Source organism: Ruegeria hyattellae (genome assembly GCF_041537925.1).
GTDB lineage: Bacteria > Pseudomonadota > Alphaproteobacteria > Rhodobacterales > Rhodobacteraceae > Ruegeria_C.
This window is the reverse complement of record NZ_JBGOSH010000008.1, coordinates 1-15711: the sequence shown is the minus strand read 5'-3', so window position 1 is coordinate 15711 and position 15711 is coordinate 1. Positions and strand designations below refer to the sequence as shown.

Annotated in this window: 18 protein-coding genes and 1 pseudogene; 18 read left to right on the top strand and 1 reads right to left on the bottom strand. The window is 54.6% G+C overall.

Annotated features, from left to right (window positions below; translation table 11 throughout):
* Window positions 1–21 precede the first annotated feature (21 nt).
* Genes AB1E33_RS18065 through AB1E33_RS18040 form a run of 6 tightly spaced genes read left to right on the top strand, consistent with a single transcriptional unit; the run spans window position 22 to window position 5073 of the window.
* The gene (locus AB1E33_RS18065) at window positions 22–573 is read left to right on the top strand and encodes a TRAP transporter small permease subunit (protein ID WP_372578666.1); all 552 of its coding nucleotides are present in this window, start codon (window positions 22–24) and stop codon (window positions 571–573) included.
* A complete protein-coding gene (locus AB1E33_RS18060) occupies window positions 570–1874 on the top strand; it encodes a TRAP transporter large permease (RefSeq protein WP_372578665.1) in 1305 nt (434 codons plus the stop codon). The genes AB1E33_RS18065 and AB1E33_RS18060 overlap by 4 nt, the downstream gene beginning before the upstream one ends.
* 10 nt (window positions 1875–1884) lie before the next feature.
* Window positions 1885–2751: a dioxygenase family protein gene (locus AB1E33_RS18055; protein ID WP_372578664.1), complete on the top strand. Its 867-nt coding sequence runs from the start codon at window positions 1885–1887 to the stop codon at window positions 2749–2751.
* A gap of 20 nt (window positions 2752–2771) precedes the next feature.
* A complete protein-coding gene (locus AB1E33_RS18050) occupies window positions 2772–3578 on the top strand; it encodes an amidohydrolase family protein (RefSeq protein ID WP_372578663.1) in 807 nt (268 codons plus the stop codon).
* The gene (locus AB1E33_RS18045) at window positions 3575–3952 is read left to right on the top strand and encodes a hypothetical protein (protein ID WP_372578662.1); all 378 of its coding nucleotides are present in this window, start codon (window positions 3575–3577) and stop codon (window positions 3950–3952) included. Before AB1E33_RS18050 ends, AB1E33_RS18045 begins: the two co-directional genes overlap by 4 nt.
* A complete protein-coding gene (locus AB1E33_RS18040) occupies window positions 3949–5073 on the top strand; it encodes a cytochrome-c peroxidase (RefSeq protein ID WP_372578661.1) in 1125 nt (374 codons plus the stop codon). The genes AB1E33_RS18045 and AB1E33_RS18040 overlap by 4 nt, the downstream gene beginning before the upstream one ends.
* 185 nt (window positions 5074–5258) lie before the next feature.
* On the opposite strand, the gene AB1E33_RS18035 is transcribed toward AB1E33_RS18040, so the two are convergent.
* Complete coding sequence (locus AB1E33_RS18035; RefSeq protein WP_372578660.1) at window positions 5259–6005, bottom strand: IclR family transcriptional regulator; 747 nt, start codon at window positions 6003–6005, stop codon at window positions 5259–5261.
* 113 nt (window positions 6006–6118) lie between these two features.
* Here AB1E33_RS18035 and AB1E33_RS18030 point away from each other — a divergent pair, with 113 nt between their 5' ends.
* The 12 genes and pseudogenes from AB1E33_RS18030 to AB1E33_RS17975 all read left to right on the top strand — a co-directional run.
* Window positions 6119–7057, top strand: coding sequence for a cyclase family protein (locus AB1E33_RS18030; protein WP_372578868.1), 939 nt, complete (start codon window positions 6119–6121; stop codon window positions 7055–7057).
* Between the two features lie 66 nt (window positions 7058–7123).
* Window positions 7124–7468: a cupin domain-containing protein gene (locus AB1E33_RS18025; RefSeq protein ID WP_372578659.1), complete on the top strand. Its 345-nt coding sequence runs from the start codon at window positions 7124–7126 to the stop codon at window positions 7466–7468.
* 11 nt (window positions 7469–7479) lie between these two features.
* The gene (locus AB1E33_RS18020; protein ID WP_372578658.1) at window positions 7480–8265 is read left to right on the top strand and encodes an SDR family NAD(P)-dependent oxidoreductase; all 786 of its coding nucleotides are present in this window, start codon (window positions 7480–7482) and stop codon (window positions 8263–8265) included.
* On the top strand, window positions 8266–9192 hold the full coding sequence (locus AB1E33_RS18015) for a 3-hydroxyacyl-CoA dehydrogenase family protein (RefSeq protein WP_372578657.1): 927 nt from the start codon (window positions 8266–8268) through the stop codon (window positions 9190–9192).
* Between the two features lie 43 nt (window positions 9193–9235).
* Window positions 9236–10516 (top strand): ABC transporter substrate-binding protein, encoded by a 1281-nt coding sequence (locus tag AB1E33_RS18010; RefSeq protein ID WP_372578656.1) that lies wholly within the window; start codon window positions 9236–9238, stop codon window positions 10514–10516.
* A gap of 50 nt (window positions 10517–10566) precedes the next feature.
* Window positions 10567–11295 (top strand): ABC transporter ATP-binding protein, encoded by a 729-nt coding sequence (locus tag AB1E33_RS18005; RefSeq protein WP_372578655.1) that lies wholly within the window; start codon window positions 10567–10569, stop codon window positions 11293–11295.
* Window positions 11288–11995: an ABC transporter ATP-binding protein gene (locus tag AB1E33_RS18000; protein WP_372578654.1), complete on the top strand. Its 708-nt coding sequence runs from the start codon at window positions 11288–11290 to the stop codon at window positions 11993–11995. Before AB1E33_RS18005 ends, AB1E33_RS18000 begins: the two co-directional genes overlap by 8 nt.
* Before the next feature lies 1 nt (window position 11996).
* On the top strand, window positions 11997–12860 hold the full coding sequence (locus AB1E33_RS17995) for a branched-chain amino acid ABC transporter permease (protein ID WP_372578653.1): 864 nt from the start codon (window positions 11997–11999) through the stop codon (window positions 12858–12860).
* On the top strand, window positions 12857–13885 hold the full coding sequence (locus tag AB1E33_RS17990; protein WP_108862214.1) for a branched-chain amino acid ABC transporter permease: 1029 nt from the start codon (window positions 12857–12859) through the stop codon (window positions 13883–13885). The genes AB1E33_RS17995 and AB1E33_RS17990 overlap by 4 nt, the downstream gene beginning before the upstream one ends.
* Window positions 13886–13889: 4 nt before the next feature.
* On the top strand, window positions 13890–14828 hold the full coding sequence (gene kce, locus AB1E33_RS17985) for a 3,5-dioxohexanoate:acetyl-CoA acetone transferase (RefSeq protein WP_372578652.1): 939 nt from the start codon (window positions 13890–13892) through the stop codon (window positions 14826–14828).
* 75 nt (window positions 14829–14903) lie between these two features.
* Window positions 14904–15593: a YHYH protein gene (locus AB1E33_RS17980; RefSeq protein WP_372578651.1), complete on the top strand. Its 690-nt coding sequence runs from the start codon at window positions 14904–14906 to the stop codon at window positions 15591–15593.
* Window positions 15594–15616: 23 nt separating this feature from the next.
* Window positions 15617–15711 (top strand): annotated as a pseudogene (locus AB1E33_RS17975) (IS5/IS1182 family transposase); the annotation flags it as partial.

Below are 15711 nucleotides of genomic sequence, written 5' to 3'. Positions count from 1 at the left end.
GATCCGGGAAAGGGGCCTTTCATGCTGAAGACCGCAGTTGCTGGCCTGTCGCGGGTCGCCAATTCACTTGCAATCGCCGCCAACGCTTTGGGTACTCTCGTCGTCCTGGCGTTGGTGGTTGTTCTGAATGTCGACGTTATTGCACGTGGCCTGTTTTCAGCCCCATTGCGTGGCACTTATGAGATGGTGCAATTCTCGGTCGTGATGATCGTCTTTCTTCAGTTGGCAGACGTGGTCAGAGTTGACCGGCTGACACGCTCGGATGGATTTCTGAACCTGCTGCACCATCGTCGCCCGGGCCTGACAGCCAACCTGAGGCGCATCATCAATGCCATCTCGGCGATCTTCATGGCATTGATCGCCTATGTGACATTCCCTGAATTCCTACACATGTGGCAGACACAGGACTACTTCGGAGTGCCCGGTCTTTTCACATTGCCATGGTGGCCGGTCAAACTGGTCATCGCGTGCGGTACTGCGCTTGCCTGCGTGATCTTCCTGCTCAAGGTCGTCACGGCGCAGGACCGCCCGCAACTTATCCGCACCCCTGAACATGACGGGGCCGCAGAATGACGCCGATTGAGATTGGCCTGATCTCGGTCGTTGCCATCGTCTTTTTGATCTACGCAGGCGTATACATTCCCATTGCTCTGGGCGTCGTCTCGTTCGTGTCGATCTGGTTGATGCGGGACAACTTCACGCTAGCGCTTAACCTGCTGAAAGTGGCGGTCGGCGACAGCGCGATGGAATATAGCTTCGCGACTATCCCGCTGTTTACCTTCATGGGGCTCATAGTTTCAAAGGCTGGGTTAGGCAGGGACATTTACGAAGTCATGACCATGCGGTTTCGCAAGGTCAAAGGCGGGATTGGAATGGCGACGGTTGGAGCCAACGCCGTTTTTGCTGCGGTGACTGGCTCTTCAATCGCTTCGGCGTCCGTGTTCACCAAAGTCTCAGTGCCGCAGATGATGGCGCAAGATTACAATCCGCGCTTCGCAGTTGGCGTGGTCGCCGGATCTTCGGTTTTAGGCATGATCATCCCACCATCGGCCATGCTGATCATCTACTCCTTTGTCGCTGAACAATCCGTAGGGGACATGTTCCTGGCAGGGGTCATTCCCGGGATCATGCTGGCGATCGCCTATGTTGGCGCGATCTGGGCCATGGGCCGATTCACACCGGCGTTCGTCGGTGGCCGCGTCGTCGAAGATACCGAATGGATGTCCGGGCGCGAGATCGCGTCCAAAACGCTACCAACCCTGTGCATCATCACTATCGTTCTTGGCGGGATCTACACCGGCTGGCTTACTGCGGTCGAGGCAGGAGCAGCCGGGGCATTTGTCGCGTTAATTATCGCGGTCTTACGCAGGTCCATGTCCCCAAAAGCGTTCTGGGAGGCGTTGCTGGAAACCGGTCATATCACAGCGGCGATCCTGTTCCTGATCACTGCGGCTTCGATCTACAGCCGCATGTTGGGACTGGCGGGGCTGCCCAACCAGTTGCAGGACCTGCTTGCGGGGAATTCCGCGTCCTTTTGGTCGATCATGCTGCTTTACGTGCTTCTGATGCTGTTTTTGGGAACATTGCTCGATACGGCATCCATCATTCTGATTGTTGTCCCGTTGTTTCTGCCTATGGCCGAAGCGCTGGATATGTCGCTGATCTGGTTTGGGATCATAACGGTCGTCGGAGCCGAAATTGGGCTTTTGACCCCGCCGCTGGGCATATCCTGCTTTGTTATCAAATCCACGATCAACGATGATCGCATCTCGCTGAAGGACGTGTTTATGGGCGCGCTGCCGTTCGCGTTCGTGATGCTGATCGTTCTGTTCATTCTGATCGAGTTCCCGATCCTCAGCCTTGCCCTGATTTAAGGAGGCCAAGATGCGCTCTGTCACCAAAGACAATATCACCGACGTGTTCATGGGATACCTGTCCAAGGACACCGATCCGCGGATGCGTGAAATCATGGGGTCTCTGGTTAAGCACCTCCACGATTTCGCCCGTGAAACCAACCTGACGCATGACGAATGGCGCACGGGAATTGCGTTTCTGGAGGGGTGTGCCGCTGTGGAAACCGAAGACAGGCATGAGTTTGTCTTGGCCTCGGACGTATTGGGCCTGTCATCGCTGGTGGATATGCTCCAATCAACCCCAGACGCCACAAGCTCTTCTGTTCTTGGGCCTTTTCACGTCTCTGGCGCACCGCCACTGCCATTCGGTGGTGATATGAAGCGTCACTACGGTGGGCCGGTTCTGCTGGCCGAGGGCGTTATCAGGGATTCCGAGGGTAATCCGATTGCCGGTGCAGAACTCGACATCTGGCAAACGGCGCCAAATGGAATGTATGCAAGCCAGGATGAAGAACAGGACACCTATTCTTTTCATGGCCTGATGACCACTGGTGAGGACGGTAGGTATGCATTCACGACCGTCAAGCCAGTCGAATACACCGTGCCGTCAGACGGGCCTGTCGGGGACATCCTGCGCGCCTGCGGTCGCCATCCTTGGCGACCGTCGCACCTGCACTATATCGTTAAGGCACCCGGGCACCGATCTTTAGTTACCGAAATTTTCCCCGACGACGATCCTTACTTGGATCAGGATACAGTGTTTGGTGTTCGGGATGACCTGGTGATGACTTATTTTGAAAGGCCGGCTTCAGAATTCCCCGAAGGCATGGAACTTTCTGGCAAGATCACTGAACCTTTCTTGCACGTAAAGTTCGATGTGAAGCTTGCCGGAGTCTAAATGCTATTGAGGATGGTGAGGTGCTGAAACATACGTTAATTTTAGGTGCTACGCTTTTTTGCGGTACGGCCATTGCAGAAGAGCGACCGATCTTCGATGCACATATTCATTACAGCCATGATGCCGTCAAACAAGTTCCTCCCGAACAAATAGCCAAAATCCTTCGGGACGCAGGCGTGCGCAAAGCACTGGTTTCCAGCTCGGATGACAATGGTACCCAATTGCTGTTGGCCGCAGCGCCGGACATCGTTGTGCCGGCCCTTCGCCCTTACCGTCGCCGCGGTGAGATCAACTCCTGGATGCACGATGAAACCGTAATCGGCTACCTGGAAGCAAATCTGGCGAAAAACGAATACAAAGCCATCGGCGAATTTCACGCTTATGGTGATGATATCAAAACACCGGTCATCCAGCATATGATCGCACTGGCAAAAGAACGGAACCTAATTCTGCACCACCACGGCGATCGAGAGGCAGTTGATCTGATTTTTGAGGCCTGGCCGGAGGCTCGGGTATTGTGGGCCCACTCTGGCTTCGACGACCCGGCCAGTGTAACTGATGCCTTGGACACCTATCCAAGGCTTTGGGCCGATCTGGCGTTTCGCTCTGATATGGTCTCGCGGGGCCGTGTCGACCCAGATTGGAAGGCTGCGTTCAAAGCGCACCCGGATCGGTTTATGGTCGGTACGGACACATTCGCTCCGGAGCGTTGGTTCTACGTAGGCCCTCATGCAGATTTTTCTCGTGAATGGCTGGATTTGCTTCCGGACCAGATCGCAGACAACATCGCATATGCAAACGCAGAACGTTTACTGGCATCAGAATGATCCGCTGGGTTGTCTGGTTTTTAATATCATCGGGCGCGGCCGTCGCTTGTGAAACGGCAGGGCAACGCATGAGTTCGGAAACTCAAAACGCACCTAAGGTGTATGTAGCAGTCGACGAATTTCCATTGGCCCAACCGTTTTTTATTCATGTGACAGTCTGTGATGATATTGCCGTGAGTGAGATGCGCGTCGATGCAATAATGCCTGCTCACCAACACGGGCTAAACTACGCCCCCAAAATCACCGCATTAGGCGATGGGGTGTTCCGTGCAGATAACATGCTGTTTCACATGCCGGGGCTGTGGGAACTGCGAGTTGACGCCAACTTTGGCGGGCGATCGGTATCCTACACTTCCGATGTCGTGCTAAAATGAAGGTTCTGGTGACGGCGGCGTTTGTAGTCCTAGCGGGGGCCGTTCGTGCTGAAGTCCTGTTGTCTGATAGCGAAATTCAACAAACGCTGTCCTTCGGACCATGGCCGCCGTTCTTCCAGCCGGACCCAAGCAACAGGGTTTCAAACGATACAAGAGCGATTGCGCTCGGGGCGGCCTTATTCAACGATCCAGTGTTGTCTGTCGACGGTGCATTTTCTTGCGCAAGTTGTCATGACCCTGAACAGGCATTTACCACGTCCGATGCGCGAGCATTTGGTCGCGTCCTGTTAGATCGAAACACACCATCCCTGCGGAACCTTGCCGGTCTCCGCTGGTATGGATGGGGCGGTAAGAGCGATAGCCTGTGGGCAGCCAGCTTACATCCGATCATCGAAGAACATGAGATGGCGCACAGTAAAGAAAGCCTAAAAACAGCTATCTCGGAAAGTATCTACATTGATGATTTTGAAGCCATATTTGGCGACATCCAGATTCAAGATCCAGAACTTGTTCTGGTGAACTCTGCCAAAACGCTATCCGCTTACTTGGAAACGTTGGCTACCGGCCGGACACAATTTGACGATTTTCGCGATGCATTGGAGAACCAAGATTTAGCAGCGGCTGCGAACTACCCCGAAGCTGCCCAGCGAGGTCTTCAGCTGTTCATAGGGCGTGGAAACTGTGTTTTGTGCCACAATGGTCCGAGATTTTCCAACAATGAGTTCCATGACGCTAGCGTACCATATTTTCTTAGCGAAACCGAGGTCGACGAAGGGCGGTTCGGTGGATTAAACTCTTTGCTTTCAAGCGCTTACACATTGGACGGCAACTGGAGCGACGATCCGGAAAAGCACGGTGCATGGGTGGTTCGCAATGTACGCAGGAGCCACTCTGATTTTGGGACCTTTCGTACGCCAAGCCTGAGGGGCGTGGCCGAAACCGCGCCTTACATGCATGACGGCAGCCTGATCGACTTGGATGCGGTGATCAGGCACTACAGCGAAATTGATACGGAAAGGTTACACGCCGACGGTGAAGCCATTCTTTCGGAGTTAAAATTGTCTGAGCAGGAGATTGCAGACTTAGCTGCATTTTTGGAGTCACTGTCCAAAGTGCCTTAACACAGCGCTTGTGTTAACGGCTTGGAAATGGGCTATCTGGCTTGCGGTTTTGGAGACCGTTGTAGACCTTGGTATCTGAGCTTTTCTCTTCAAGAAAGTGCTCTCCCGAGCCTTTTCCAATTATCGTATACGATTGAGTCAGTCGGGGTACACGGTTCAACCGAACCCAAACTTCGCCTGTCAGGTCACTGAAAAGTTTGATGGATATTGTCAACTGTCTCAAGAAGCGCTTGTTCAATAGTTGCTTTTTGTCGTGAGAATCGGGTCGTTGGTACCGGAATGGAGATTGCGTGCAAATCTCCAACCCAATCGACGAAGGAAAAACCAATTGCCGACACGCCGGCGGAATGTTCGTCCAAATCATAGGCAAGACCCTGTTCTCGGATCACGGCCAGCTCGGACAAGAACTCATCTAAGTTCCTCTGGATACCATTCCGATCCCATTCGTTTCGAATTAGCTTGATCGCATCCTCTTTTCTGAGTTGGGCAAGGCACGCTTTGCCATTCGCGGTGGTGGTCAATGGAAACACTTCACCCACTTGCGAGACCGTCGTCAAACGGTACACGCCGGGAACCTGATCGAGAAAAACCATACCGATACCGCGCATAACTGCGAGGTCAGTTGTTTCTCCGGTCTTTTGCGTCAGTTCTGTCAAGAGAAGCCGGCAGTGCTCGACAATGCTGTATTGAGCCGCCCCCGCAAGGGCGTTCAGTTCAGGGCCGAGCCGCAGACCGCCTCCATTCGCGTCGGAAATAACAAACTTCTCTTCCGCAAGGGCACTTGTGATTCTCTGTACCGTAGAGCGGGGCAGGTCAACGCGTTCGGCAATTTTCCCCAGGCTCATCCCGGACTGGCTTTCCTTCAGAACACGCAGTATCGAAGCCGCTCGTGAAATAACTTGAATTCCACCTTTGTCATTTTTATCAGACACTTAAGTTGCCCTCACACTTTTTTCTGTCACCGCATATCGGTGTTGAGTACTCAGGCACATTGTATCGCAATGCGGTGCAAGTCAACCGCAATGTGAGTTTTAAGTTGACCGCGATGTGGTGCGTATGCATCATGATACGGGACAGGTGGGGAGGCCACCCAGACAATTCAAATCGACCAACGCCGCTTCGTCGGCGAACAGAGGAGATATGCCCAATGGTTGAAATCCGCGGCATCGAGTTCCAGAGCAACACCGACAATGACATGGGGTTGGAGTTCTACAACCTGAGTCACAGATACGGGTTTCAATGCCCTAACTGGCCCTATTTCAAAGACGTCCAGATCGACCGCAAACACTACATGGCCAAGTCGGGCGTCTTGTCGCAAACGATTACCACAACCATGCACGTGACCACTCATATCGATGCACCGGCGCACGTTGTTCAGGGAACGCCGTTCATTGATGAAGTGCCTTTGCCGCATTTCTTTGGTTCGGGCCTGGTGGTTTCGGTTCCCAAAAAGAAGTGGGAGCAAATCACAGGCGATGACCTGGAAAAAGCTTGCGGGCATGCAATTCGCAAAGGCGATGTTCTGATCATCAACACCGGTTGGCACAAGCAGTACGAAGATGGTGACTACTTCGCCTACTGTCCAGGTCTTGTCCCTTCGGCCGCCGAATGGATGATCGAAAAAGGTGTGAAAGTTGTCGGGCATGACACCCAGGCAAACGATCACCCGCTGGCAACGGCTATTGGCCCGCAGCGAAACGGTCCGATCATGCCGCATCTCGAGAAGGAATATCTTGAGTGGTCAGGTGGAACGCCTTGGGAGGTGGATTTCCCCGAGTGGGAACCGGTGCACAACATGCTGTTCTCCAAAGGTATTCTTGGAATTGAAAATGTTGGCGGTGACCTTGATGCGGTGACCGGCAAGCGATGCACCTTTGCATTCTTTCCTTGGAACTGGGACCGTGGTGATGGCTGCATCATCCGATTGGTCGCAATGATCGACAAGAACCAGTCCTACCGCATCGAAGCCGGCGAAGATTTCTGAACACTCACGGACTGGTCGCCGGTTCGCCGGCGGCCGCCCTCTCTCCAACCATAAGCGGAGACGAACATGCATCTAAAGCGGTTTAAAGACGCCCAACCCTACGAAGCACCGAACCACTTCGGATGCCACGGGCTTCGGCTGCAGGGGTTCGAGGAAGGCGGGCCGACAAATCAGTGGATCGGATTCAGTCAGTTCCTGCCGGGTGGAGGTGCGGGGCCGGACTCTACGCCGTTCGAGAAGGTCTACGTGGTTTTGGACGGCGAAATGACCGTCATCGTTGATGGAATGGAAACCACCTTGGGACCCATGGACAGCTGCACGGTTGCGCCTGGCGAAGTGCGCAAAATTGAAAACCGTTCGAACTACACCTGCAAGATGCTTGTCGTCATTCCGTACCCGCCAGAAAGCTGAGGACGAATAGTATGTCTAATCCACTCAAGATGTTTGATGTTAAGGACAATGTCGCACTGATCACGGGGGCCTCTGGGGCTTTTGGCATGGTGGCTGCACGTGTTCTGGCCGGGGCTGGTTGCAACTTGGTTTTGGCAGCAGGCAACCAACAAGCGCTCGATGAGATTTCCAAAGAGTGCGAGGAGCTCGGAGCTGCTGTTGTAACAGTGAACACACGCCCAAACGATGAGGCGTCATGCGACGCATTGGTCGATGAAGCGGTCAACAGTTTTGGCAAGCTGGACATTCTCGTTGTCGCTTCCGGCATGAACAAAGTTGCGCCAATCAACGAAATGGCTCCCGAAACCTTCGATGCGGTGATGGATGCCAACGTCAATCAAAGCTGGTTACTCGCGCGTTCGGCTGCGGCACAGATGAAGGTCAGCGAATACGGCAAAATCATCTTCGTCAGTTCCGCTCGCAGTATCCTTGGCCACCCGGCTGGCTATACAGCGTACTGCGCATCAAAGGCCGCAGTAAACGGGATCACCAAAGCCTTGGGGTGTGAGCTCGGGCCGATTGGAATTACCGTCAACGCGATCGCTCCGACAGTGTTCAGGTCTCCTTTAACAGCTTGGATGTTCGAAGAAACCGACGAGGCCAAAGCGGTGCGCGATGGCTTCCTTACCCGTGTTCCAAAGGGGCGACTGGGTGAGCCAGAAGACCTTGCCGGTCCTCTGCTGTTTCTCGCGTCGCGGGCATCAGATTTTTACACCGGGCATATCCTTCATGCCGACGGTGGATATACGGCGGGTTAAATGATGGTGCGTAAGAAGCAGCAGATGGCAGTGATTGGCGCAGGTCTTATGGGCCATGGAATTGCCCTGACTTTAGCGAAGGCCGGTCAATACGTCGCTATCACGGATCCGGTGAAAGAAGCCCGGGATACGGTGTCAGAACGCATTCGCGCCAGCATGGCGGCGATGGGGGATGACGAGGTTAAAATCACAAAGACCCTCAAGATGATTGAGGTCTTTGCGATAACGGAAAGTGCGGTTCGAAATGCCGACGCAGTATTCGAAGCGGCGCCGGAAAAATTGGAGCTGAAGCAAGCGATATTTGCTGAAATCGAGGCGCACGCACCAGAGACTTGCATTCTCGCGTCCAATACTTCAGTCATGCCGATCACTCAGATCATGTCTGGCTTGCGGCTGAAAAACCGGGCCCTCGGAACGCATTGGTGGAACCCGCCGCATATGATCCCGTTGGTCGAGGTCATCAAGACTGAGTGGACAGACCCAGAGACTGCGCAGACGATGTACGATCTATTGAAGGATGCCGGAAAAACTCCGGTGATGGTCGAAAAGGATGTGCCTGGCTTTATCGGAAACCGGCTTCAGCACGCCTTATGGCGTGAAGCGGTCAGCCTGGTGGAAAACGGTATCTGCGACGCAGAGGCGGTCGATACCGTGATAAAGTCCAGTTTTGGCCGCCGGCTGGCAGTGCTTGGGCCGCTAGAGAACGCTGACCTTGTTGGCACTGATTTGACGCTCGATATCCACGAAAACGTGCTGCACGATCTTGAAGCGCACAAGGCCCCTTCATCCTATCTCAAGGCGCTTGTCGATGCTGGCAAGCTGGGCATGAAATCCGGCGAAGGGTTCAGAAAATGGGCCGAGGGCGAGGCGGATGAAGTTCGCCAGCGCGTCGCGAAACATCTGAAAAATCTCGAAAAGACTTTGTAAGATCAATCAAACACTGGCGGGAGGCCGGTGAAGGGAGGACGCAATGACAAGGACATTTAAGACAGCCACAAGGCGCAATTTTTTAGCCGGGGCCACGGCGGCAATTGCTGCTCCGGCCATACTCCGGGCAACGCGTGCCTATGCTGCGAACCCGACGCTGCGGATCGGTAATGTCAGCCCGCGCACCGGGCCACTGGCCGGTTTTGCCGAGGCCGATGAATATGTGCTGCAAGCCATCCAGCAGGTCTTTTCGGCCGGGTTGGACAACAATGGCAAGACATGGAATGTCGAGATTATCTCAAAAGACAGCCAGTCTAATCCAAACCGCGCTGCCGAGGTCGCCGCTGACCTGATTCTGGGTGATGAGGTCGATATCATCGTCGCGGCTTCAACGCCGGACACGGTGAACCCTGTTGCTGATCAGGCAGAGATCAATGAAGTCCCCTGCATCACGACCGACTGCCCATGGCAGCCGTATTTCTTTGGCCGCAACGGCGTTCCGGGTGAAGGGTTTGAGACCACCTATCACTTCTTCTGGGGTCTTGAAGACGTTATCGCCGCGTTCCTCGACATGTGGGAAAAGACCGGAGTGGCCAAGACAGTGGGCGGTCTTTTCCCCAACGATGCCGACGGCAATGCTTGGGGTGATGCGGAACTGGGTCTGCCCAAACCGCTTGCCTCCGCCGGATACACGCTCACCGATCCCGGTCGCTATCAGCCGCTGTCCGATGACTTCTCAAACCAGATTGCAGCGTTTAAAGCGGCTGGATGTGAAATCGTTACCGGCAACATGATCCCGCCGGATTTTGCGACGTTCTGGAGTCAGGCCGCACAGCAAGGGTTTAACCCCAAGGTCGTCACGATCGGCAAGGCCCTATTGTTCCCGTCTGTCATTGAATCGCTCGGCGATCGTGGCGACGGATTGTCGACCGAGGTCTGGTGGTCTCCACACCACCCGTTCTCGTCTTCGCTGACCGGCATTTCTTCAAAACAACTGGCAGAAGGGTACACGGCAGAGTCGGGGCGTCCGTGGACGCAACCGCTCGGCTTCAAACACGCTCTGTTCGAGGTCGTCGCGGATGTCATCAAACGTGCAGATGATCTGGAAGACCCCTCTTCGATCATCTCGGCGATAACGTCCACCAACCTGAACACAATCGTCGGGCAGGTGAACTGGGGTGATGGGCCGATGAACAACGTCACCAAGACGCCACTGGTCGGTGGCCAGTGGCAAAAGTCCGGGGACGCCTACGAACTGCAGATCGTTGCAAACGACACCGCACCGGAAGTTCCGGTTACGGCAGATATGAAGCTGCTGGGTTGACCAGACATTCGGCGCCGATCATGGCGCCGAACCCTCCATCCGAGTGAAGCATGAGAACAATCCTGAATCTCCAAGACCTGAGCAAAGCATTTGGTGCGGTCACTGTCGCCGACGCGCTGAGCTATCAGGTCCAACAAGGTGAGGCGCTGGGGGTGATCGGCCCCAATGGCGCCGGCAAAACGTCAATGTTCAACTTGATAACAGGGACGTTGAAATCGAATTCCGGACGTATCGAGTTTGATGGGCAGAATATCACCAAATGGAGCGCCGCAAGGCGCAGCCATGCAGGGATTGCACGTTCGTTTCAGGTCCCGCAGCCCTTTTCGGGCATGACCGTTTTCGAAAACGCAATGATAGCTGCAACACAGTCGGCTGGACTGCATGGACACAAAGCTGAACGATTTTGTCTGGAAGTATTGGACCAAACGGAACTGTTGCCAAAGGCGAACGTTCTTGCGGGCAGCCTGACATTGCTGGAACGAAAACGCCTGGAACTGACACGCGCTCTTTGCGCCAAGCCAAGATTGCTGCTGCTGGACGAAATCGCCGGTGGACTTACCGAAGCCGAGTGTAATTCACTAGTTCAAACCATCAGGGACATTCATGCCTCCGGCGTCACCATCATCTGGATCGAACACGTCGTGCATGCGCTGCTGGCCGTTGTGGACCGCCTGATCGTCATCGATTTCGGAAAAAAGATCGCCGAAGGCGAGCCGCAAACAATCATGGAAAGCACTGAAGTCAAAGAAATCTATCTGGGGATCGAAGCCGATGCCTGATCCCATTCTCCAGACACACGGTTTGAACTCTTACTACGGCGACTTCCAAGCGCTCTACGACGTCGAACTGGACGTGGGCGAGGGCGAAGTGCTTGCCATCATCGGTGCGAATGGTGCGGGAAAAACCACCTTGATGCGGTCCATCACAGGGTTGCTGACGAACGGACCGTGTCAGATTCTCTATCGGGGTCAGGATATCAGCCGTCTTCGCGCAGACGAGGTTGCAGAACTTGGCCTGGCGATGGTTCCAGAGGGTCGCCAATTGTTCCCCTCTTTGTCAGTCAAAGAGAACCTGATGATAGGAGCTCAGGTTGGCCGCAAAGGCCCCTGGGATCTGAAAGCCGTCTACGATCTATTTCCGATCCTTGAAGAGCGAAAAGATCAGGCCTCTACTTCGCTCTCTGGCGGTCAACAGCAGATGGTTGCTATCGGGCGCGCTCTCATGGCCAATCCCGATCTGATCCTTTTTGACGAAGTTAGCCTCGGGCTGGCGCCGATCATCATCAAAGACATCTACGAAGCGCTGCCCGGTATCATTGGCGAGGGCATGAGCGCGATCATCGTTGAACAGGACATCACCAAGGCACTGTCGGTCTCGAGCCGGGTCTACTGCCTGCAAGAGGGGCGCGTTTCGCTGGAAAGCGCGTCTGACACCGTTTCGCGCGAAGACATCTCACGCGCTTATTTCGGGATCGAATAACATGGAATGGCTGAACGCTATCGTGCAGGGAACTCTGCTAGGCGGGCTTTACGCTCTGTTCGCGGCTGGGTTGTCATTGATCTTTGGAGTCATGCGGCTGGTCAATATTGCCCATGGTGACCTGATTGTGCTGGCCGCATATCTCGGGCTGACGGTTACGACCGCGACGGGAATGCATCCGATGGCCGCGTTGGTGATCGTTGTTCCCGCCATGGCGTTGATCGGATATGCCCTTCAGCGCGGCCTTCTGAACCAAACTTTAGGAGACGATATTCTTCCGCCCTTGCTTGTCACCTTCGGCCTAAGCGTGATCATCCAGAACGGGTTGCTGGAGGTCTACACCGCAGACCCCCAAACATTGAATGCCGGTGCGCTGGAAACAGCAAGCGTTGCCGTGGGCGGTGTGGCACTCGGAATCTTACCGCTTCTCACCTTCGGTATCGCCATCGCGGTGATCTGGGGGCTGCAATGGACCTTTTATCATACCGCTCTGGGGCGTGCCTTCCGTGCCGTTTCAGACAATCAGGACATCGCCCAGCTCATGGGCCTTAATCGTCGGCACATCTTTGGTCTGGCCATGGCTCTGGCCCTGGGTGTGACTGCGATTGCCGGTATCCTGCTTGGGATTCGGACTAGCTTTGATCCCTCAATCGGCGGCGGTCGTCTGATCTTTGGCTTTGAGGCCGTCATTATCGGGGGGCTCGGCAACCTTTGGGGTACACTGGTCGGCGGCGTGATCCTTGGTGTTGCGCAGACCATCGGTGCCAAGATCGATCCGGGTTGGCAGGTGCTTGCTGGCCATATCGCCTTTCTTGTCATTCTTGCCATTCGTCCGAACGGCCTCTTCCCGAGGATTTCAGGATGAACCTGCAGGACTATTCCGTATCTCGATCGTCAAAAGCAGCCCGGGTTGCTGCGATCCTTGCCGCGGTCACTCTACTCGTTCTGATAGCAGCGCCCTGGTGGGCGGGCCGCGCTGACATGCGACTGATGGGCGAGTTGTTTCTCTACCTGTCCCTCGCCACCCTTTGGAACCTTATGGCGGGTTACGCCGGTCTCGTCTCGGTTGGTCAGCAGGCCTATGTGGGCTTCGGTGGTTATATGCTCTTTGCGTTGACGATGTTGGGCGGGCTGCACCCGTTGGCCGCCATCGCAGCGGCGGGAGTGCTGGGGGCTTTGATCTCAATCCCGGTTGCTGTTCTGATCTTCAGGCTCCGCGGCGCTTATTTTGCCATAGGTACATGGGTCATTGCCGAAGTCTTTCGATTGAGCTTCGCACAAATCTCTGCGCTTGGAGGGGGATCGGGGTCTTCGCTCCCCGTTGCCATCGTGAAATCGCTGGCGTCGGGTCGTGCGATGCGAGAAGCGCTTAGCTATTGGCTGGCGCTCGGGGCCGCTGTTCTGGTGGTGACAGCCGTGTATCTCTTCCTACGCTCGCGGCAAGGGTTGGCGCTGACGGCAATTCGCGACAACGAACTCGCAGCCGGCAGCTTGGGTATTGATATTTGGCGCACAAAATTCATCGTTTATGTTGTCACCTCAGCGTTTACGGCAATGATCGGTGCGCTCATCTTCCTGCAAAAGCTACGCATCTCGCCGGATGCGGCGTTCAGCGTCAATGATTGGACCGCCTTTGTCATATTCATCGTGGTGATCGGCGGCATCGGCACCATCGAAGGGCCGATTATTGGAACGCTGGTTTTTTTCGCCCTGCGCGAAACACTCGCAGACCTCGGTACAACTTATCTGATCGTTCTCGGCGTTGTCGCAATCGTTGTCATGCTCAAGGCGCCAAAAGGCATCTGGGGCGTTATCCGCAGCCGCTATGACCTGCAACTTTTCCCGCTGGGCTATCGCGTCAAGCACATCGGACAATCCAAGGAAAACTGAACCTATGGCCCGTCAGAAAAAAACGATCATCACATGCGCCGTAACCGGGGCTATCCACACGCCAACCATGTCGGATGCACTTCCGTACACCTATGATGACATCGCGCGTCAGGCGATTGACGCTGCGGAGGCCGGAGCGTCGATCCTGCACCTGCATGCGCGCAACCCCGAGAACGGCTCACCATCGGTCGACCCGAATGACTTCGCACCTTTCTTGCCGCGCATCAAACAAGCGACGGATGCTGTCGTGAACCTGTCGACCGGAGGGTCGCTGACTTTGTCCATTCAGGACCGGATCAATCCGGCCAAGACCTTCAGCCCCGAAATGTGCTCTATGAATATGGGTTCGATGAACTTCTCGTTTCATCCGCTAGCTAACCGGTATGGCGATGACGATTGGAAGTTTGATTGGGAGAAGGACTATGTCGCAAATTCCGATCAGAACATCTTTCGCAATACGTTCCGGGACATTCGCGAGGCGGCGGAAACTCTGGCCCCACATGACATCAAATTCGAACACGAGTGTTACGATGTCAGCCACTTGTACAACCTGAAATTCTGCATGGATATCGGGCTATTCAAGGCACCCATTTTTATTCAGTTCATCTTTGGCATCCTCGGCGGCATCGGACCCGAGGTCGACAACCTGATCTTCATGAAACGCACGGCCGACCGACTTTTTGGTGACGACTATCGGTGGTCAGTCTTGGGGGCTGGCGGGGCGCAGATGTCGCTTGCCACGACGGCAAGCCAGATGGGTGGCAATATTCGTGTAGGACTGGAGGACAGCCTGTTCATCTCTCGTGGAAAACTGGCTGAAAACAACGCTCAGCAAGTCGCTAAAATTCGACGCATCGTAGAAGATCTGGGCAGTCAGGTCGCAACTGCCGACGAAGCGAGAGAAATCCTGGACTTGAAAGGAGGGGACCGCGTCGCGTTCTAAGGATAGAGTGACTGACAGCAACTCTCATTGAGCAACATATTTTTGGAATTCTGAAAACCCTAAGGAGATCGAACCATGCGAGTGAGTGTTTTGACATTCAGCGTGCTTCTAACAGGATTTACGGCCGTTCAGGCTCATGCTCAGAACGCGGCTCAGGACATCACCAATCTTTTGCTCAGCAACCGGTCTGGAGACTGCGCGGACTATGCTGGAGTGTATTCTGCTTCAGTGGAAGACGTCATGCGCCAGCAACGCATTAACTCCGAAATCAAAGTCTCCGTGGATAGTCAGCTCTGCATCCTCAAGACCAACGGCATCTCTAACCATGACTTCAACGGGCCGACAGCCAACGTCGCCAACGATGTGCGGGAATTGCCCTACACATTTCGGATTCCCAGAAATCCAATGAAAACCGGAAGCCAAACTGCACTGTCACAACGTAGCTATGACGCAATTCTTCTGAACGGCGTGCCAGTCGATTTGCTTTCAGCCGGGTGTTATCGCCCAAGCGGCCCGCGTGCAGACAAGAATGGCAACGTTTTGGCAGGGTGTCGGGATACTGATTCCTGGTTGCTCGATCCGCTGTCCTACGATCAGTATTTTGGTGTAGATCTTCACAATGCTCACGCCCAGCCCGACGGTAGCTATCATTACCATTCCAATCCAAATGCTCTGTTTTTGGATCACGACCTTGATAAGCCATCTCCAGTTATTGGCTTCGCAGGGCTTTGTTGCACCAGTTGGGTGATGGGATTCATGTTATGAATCCAGTGTGGTAGCTGACAGCCATGAGCAGCTGGACACCGACGACTTACAAAACCAAGAATTGGTCAGACTACAACGCAGCCCTAAAGCGACGAGGTTCGCTGTCGATCTGGTTTGA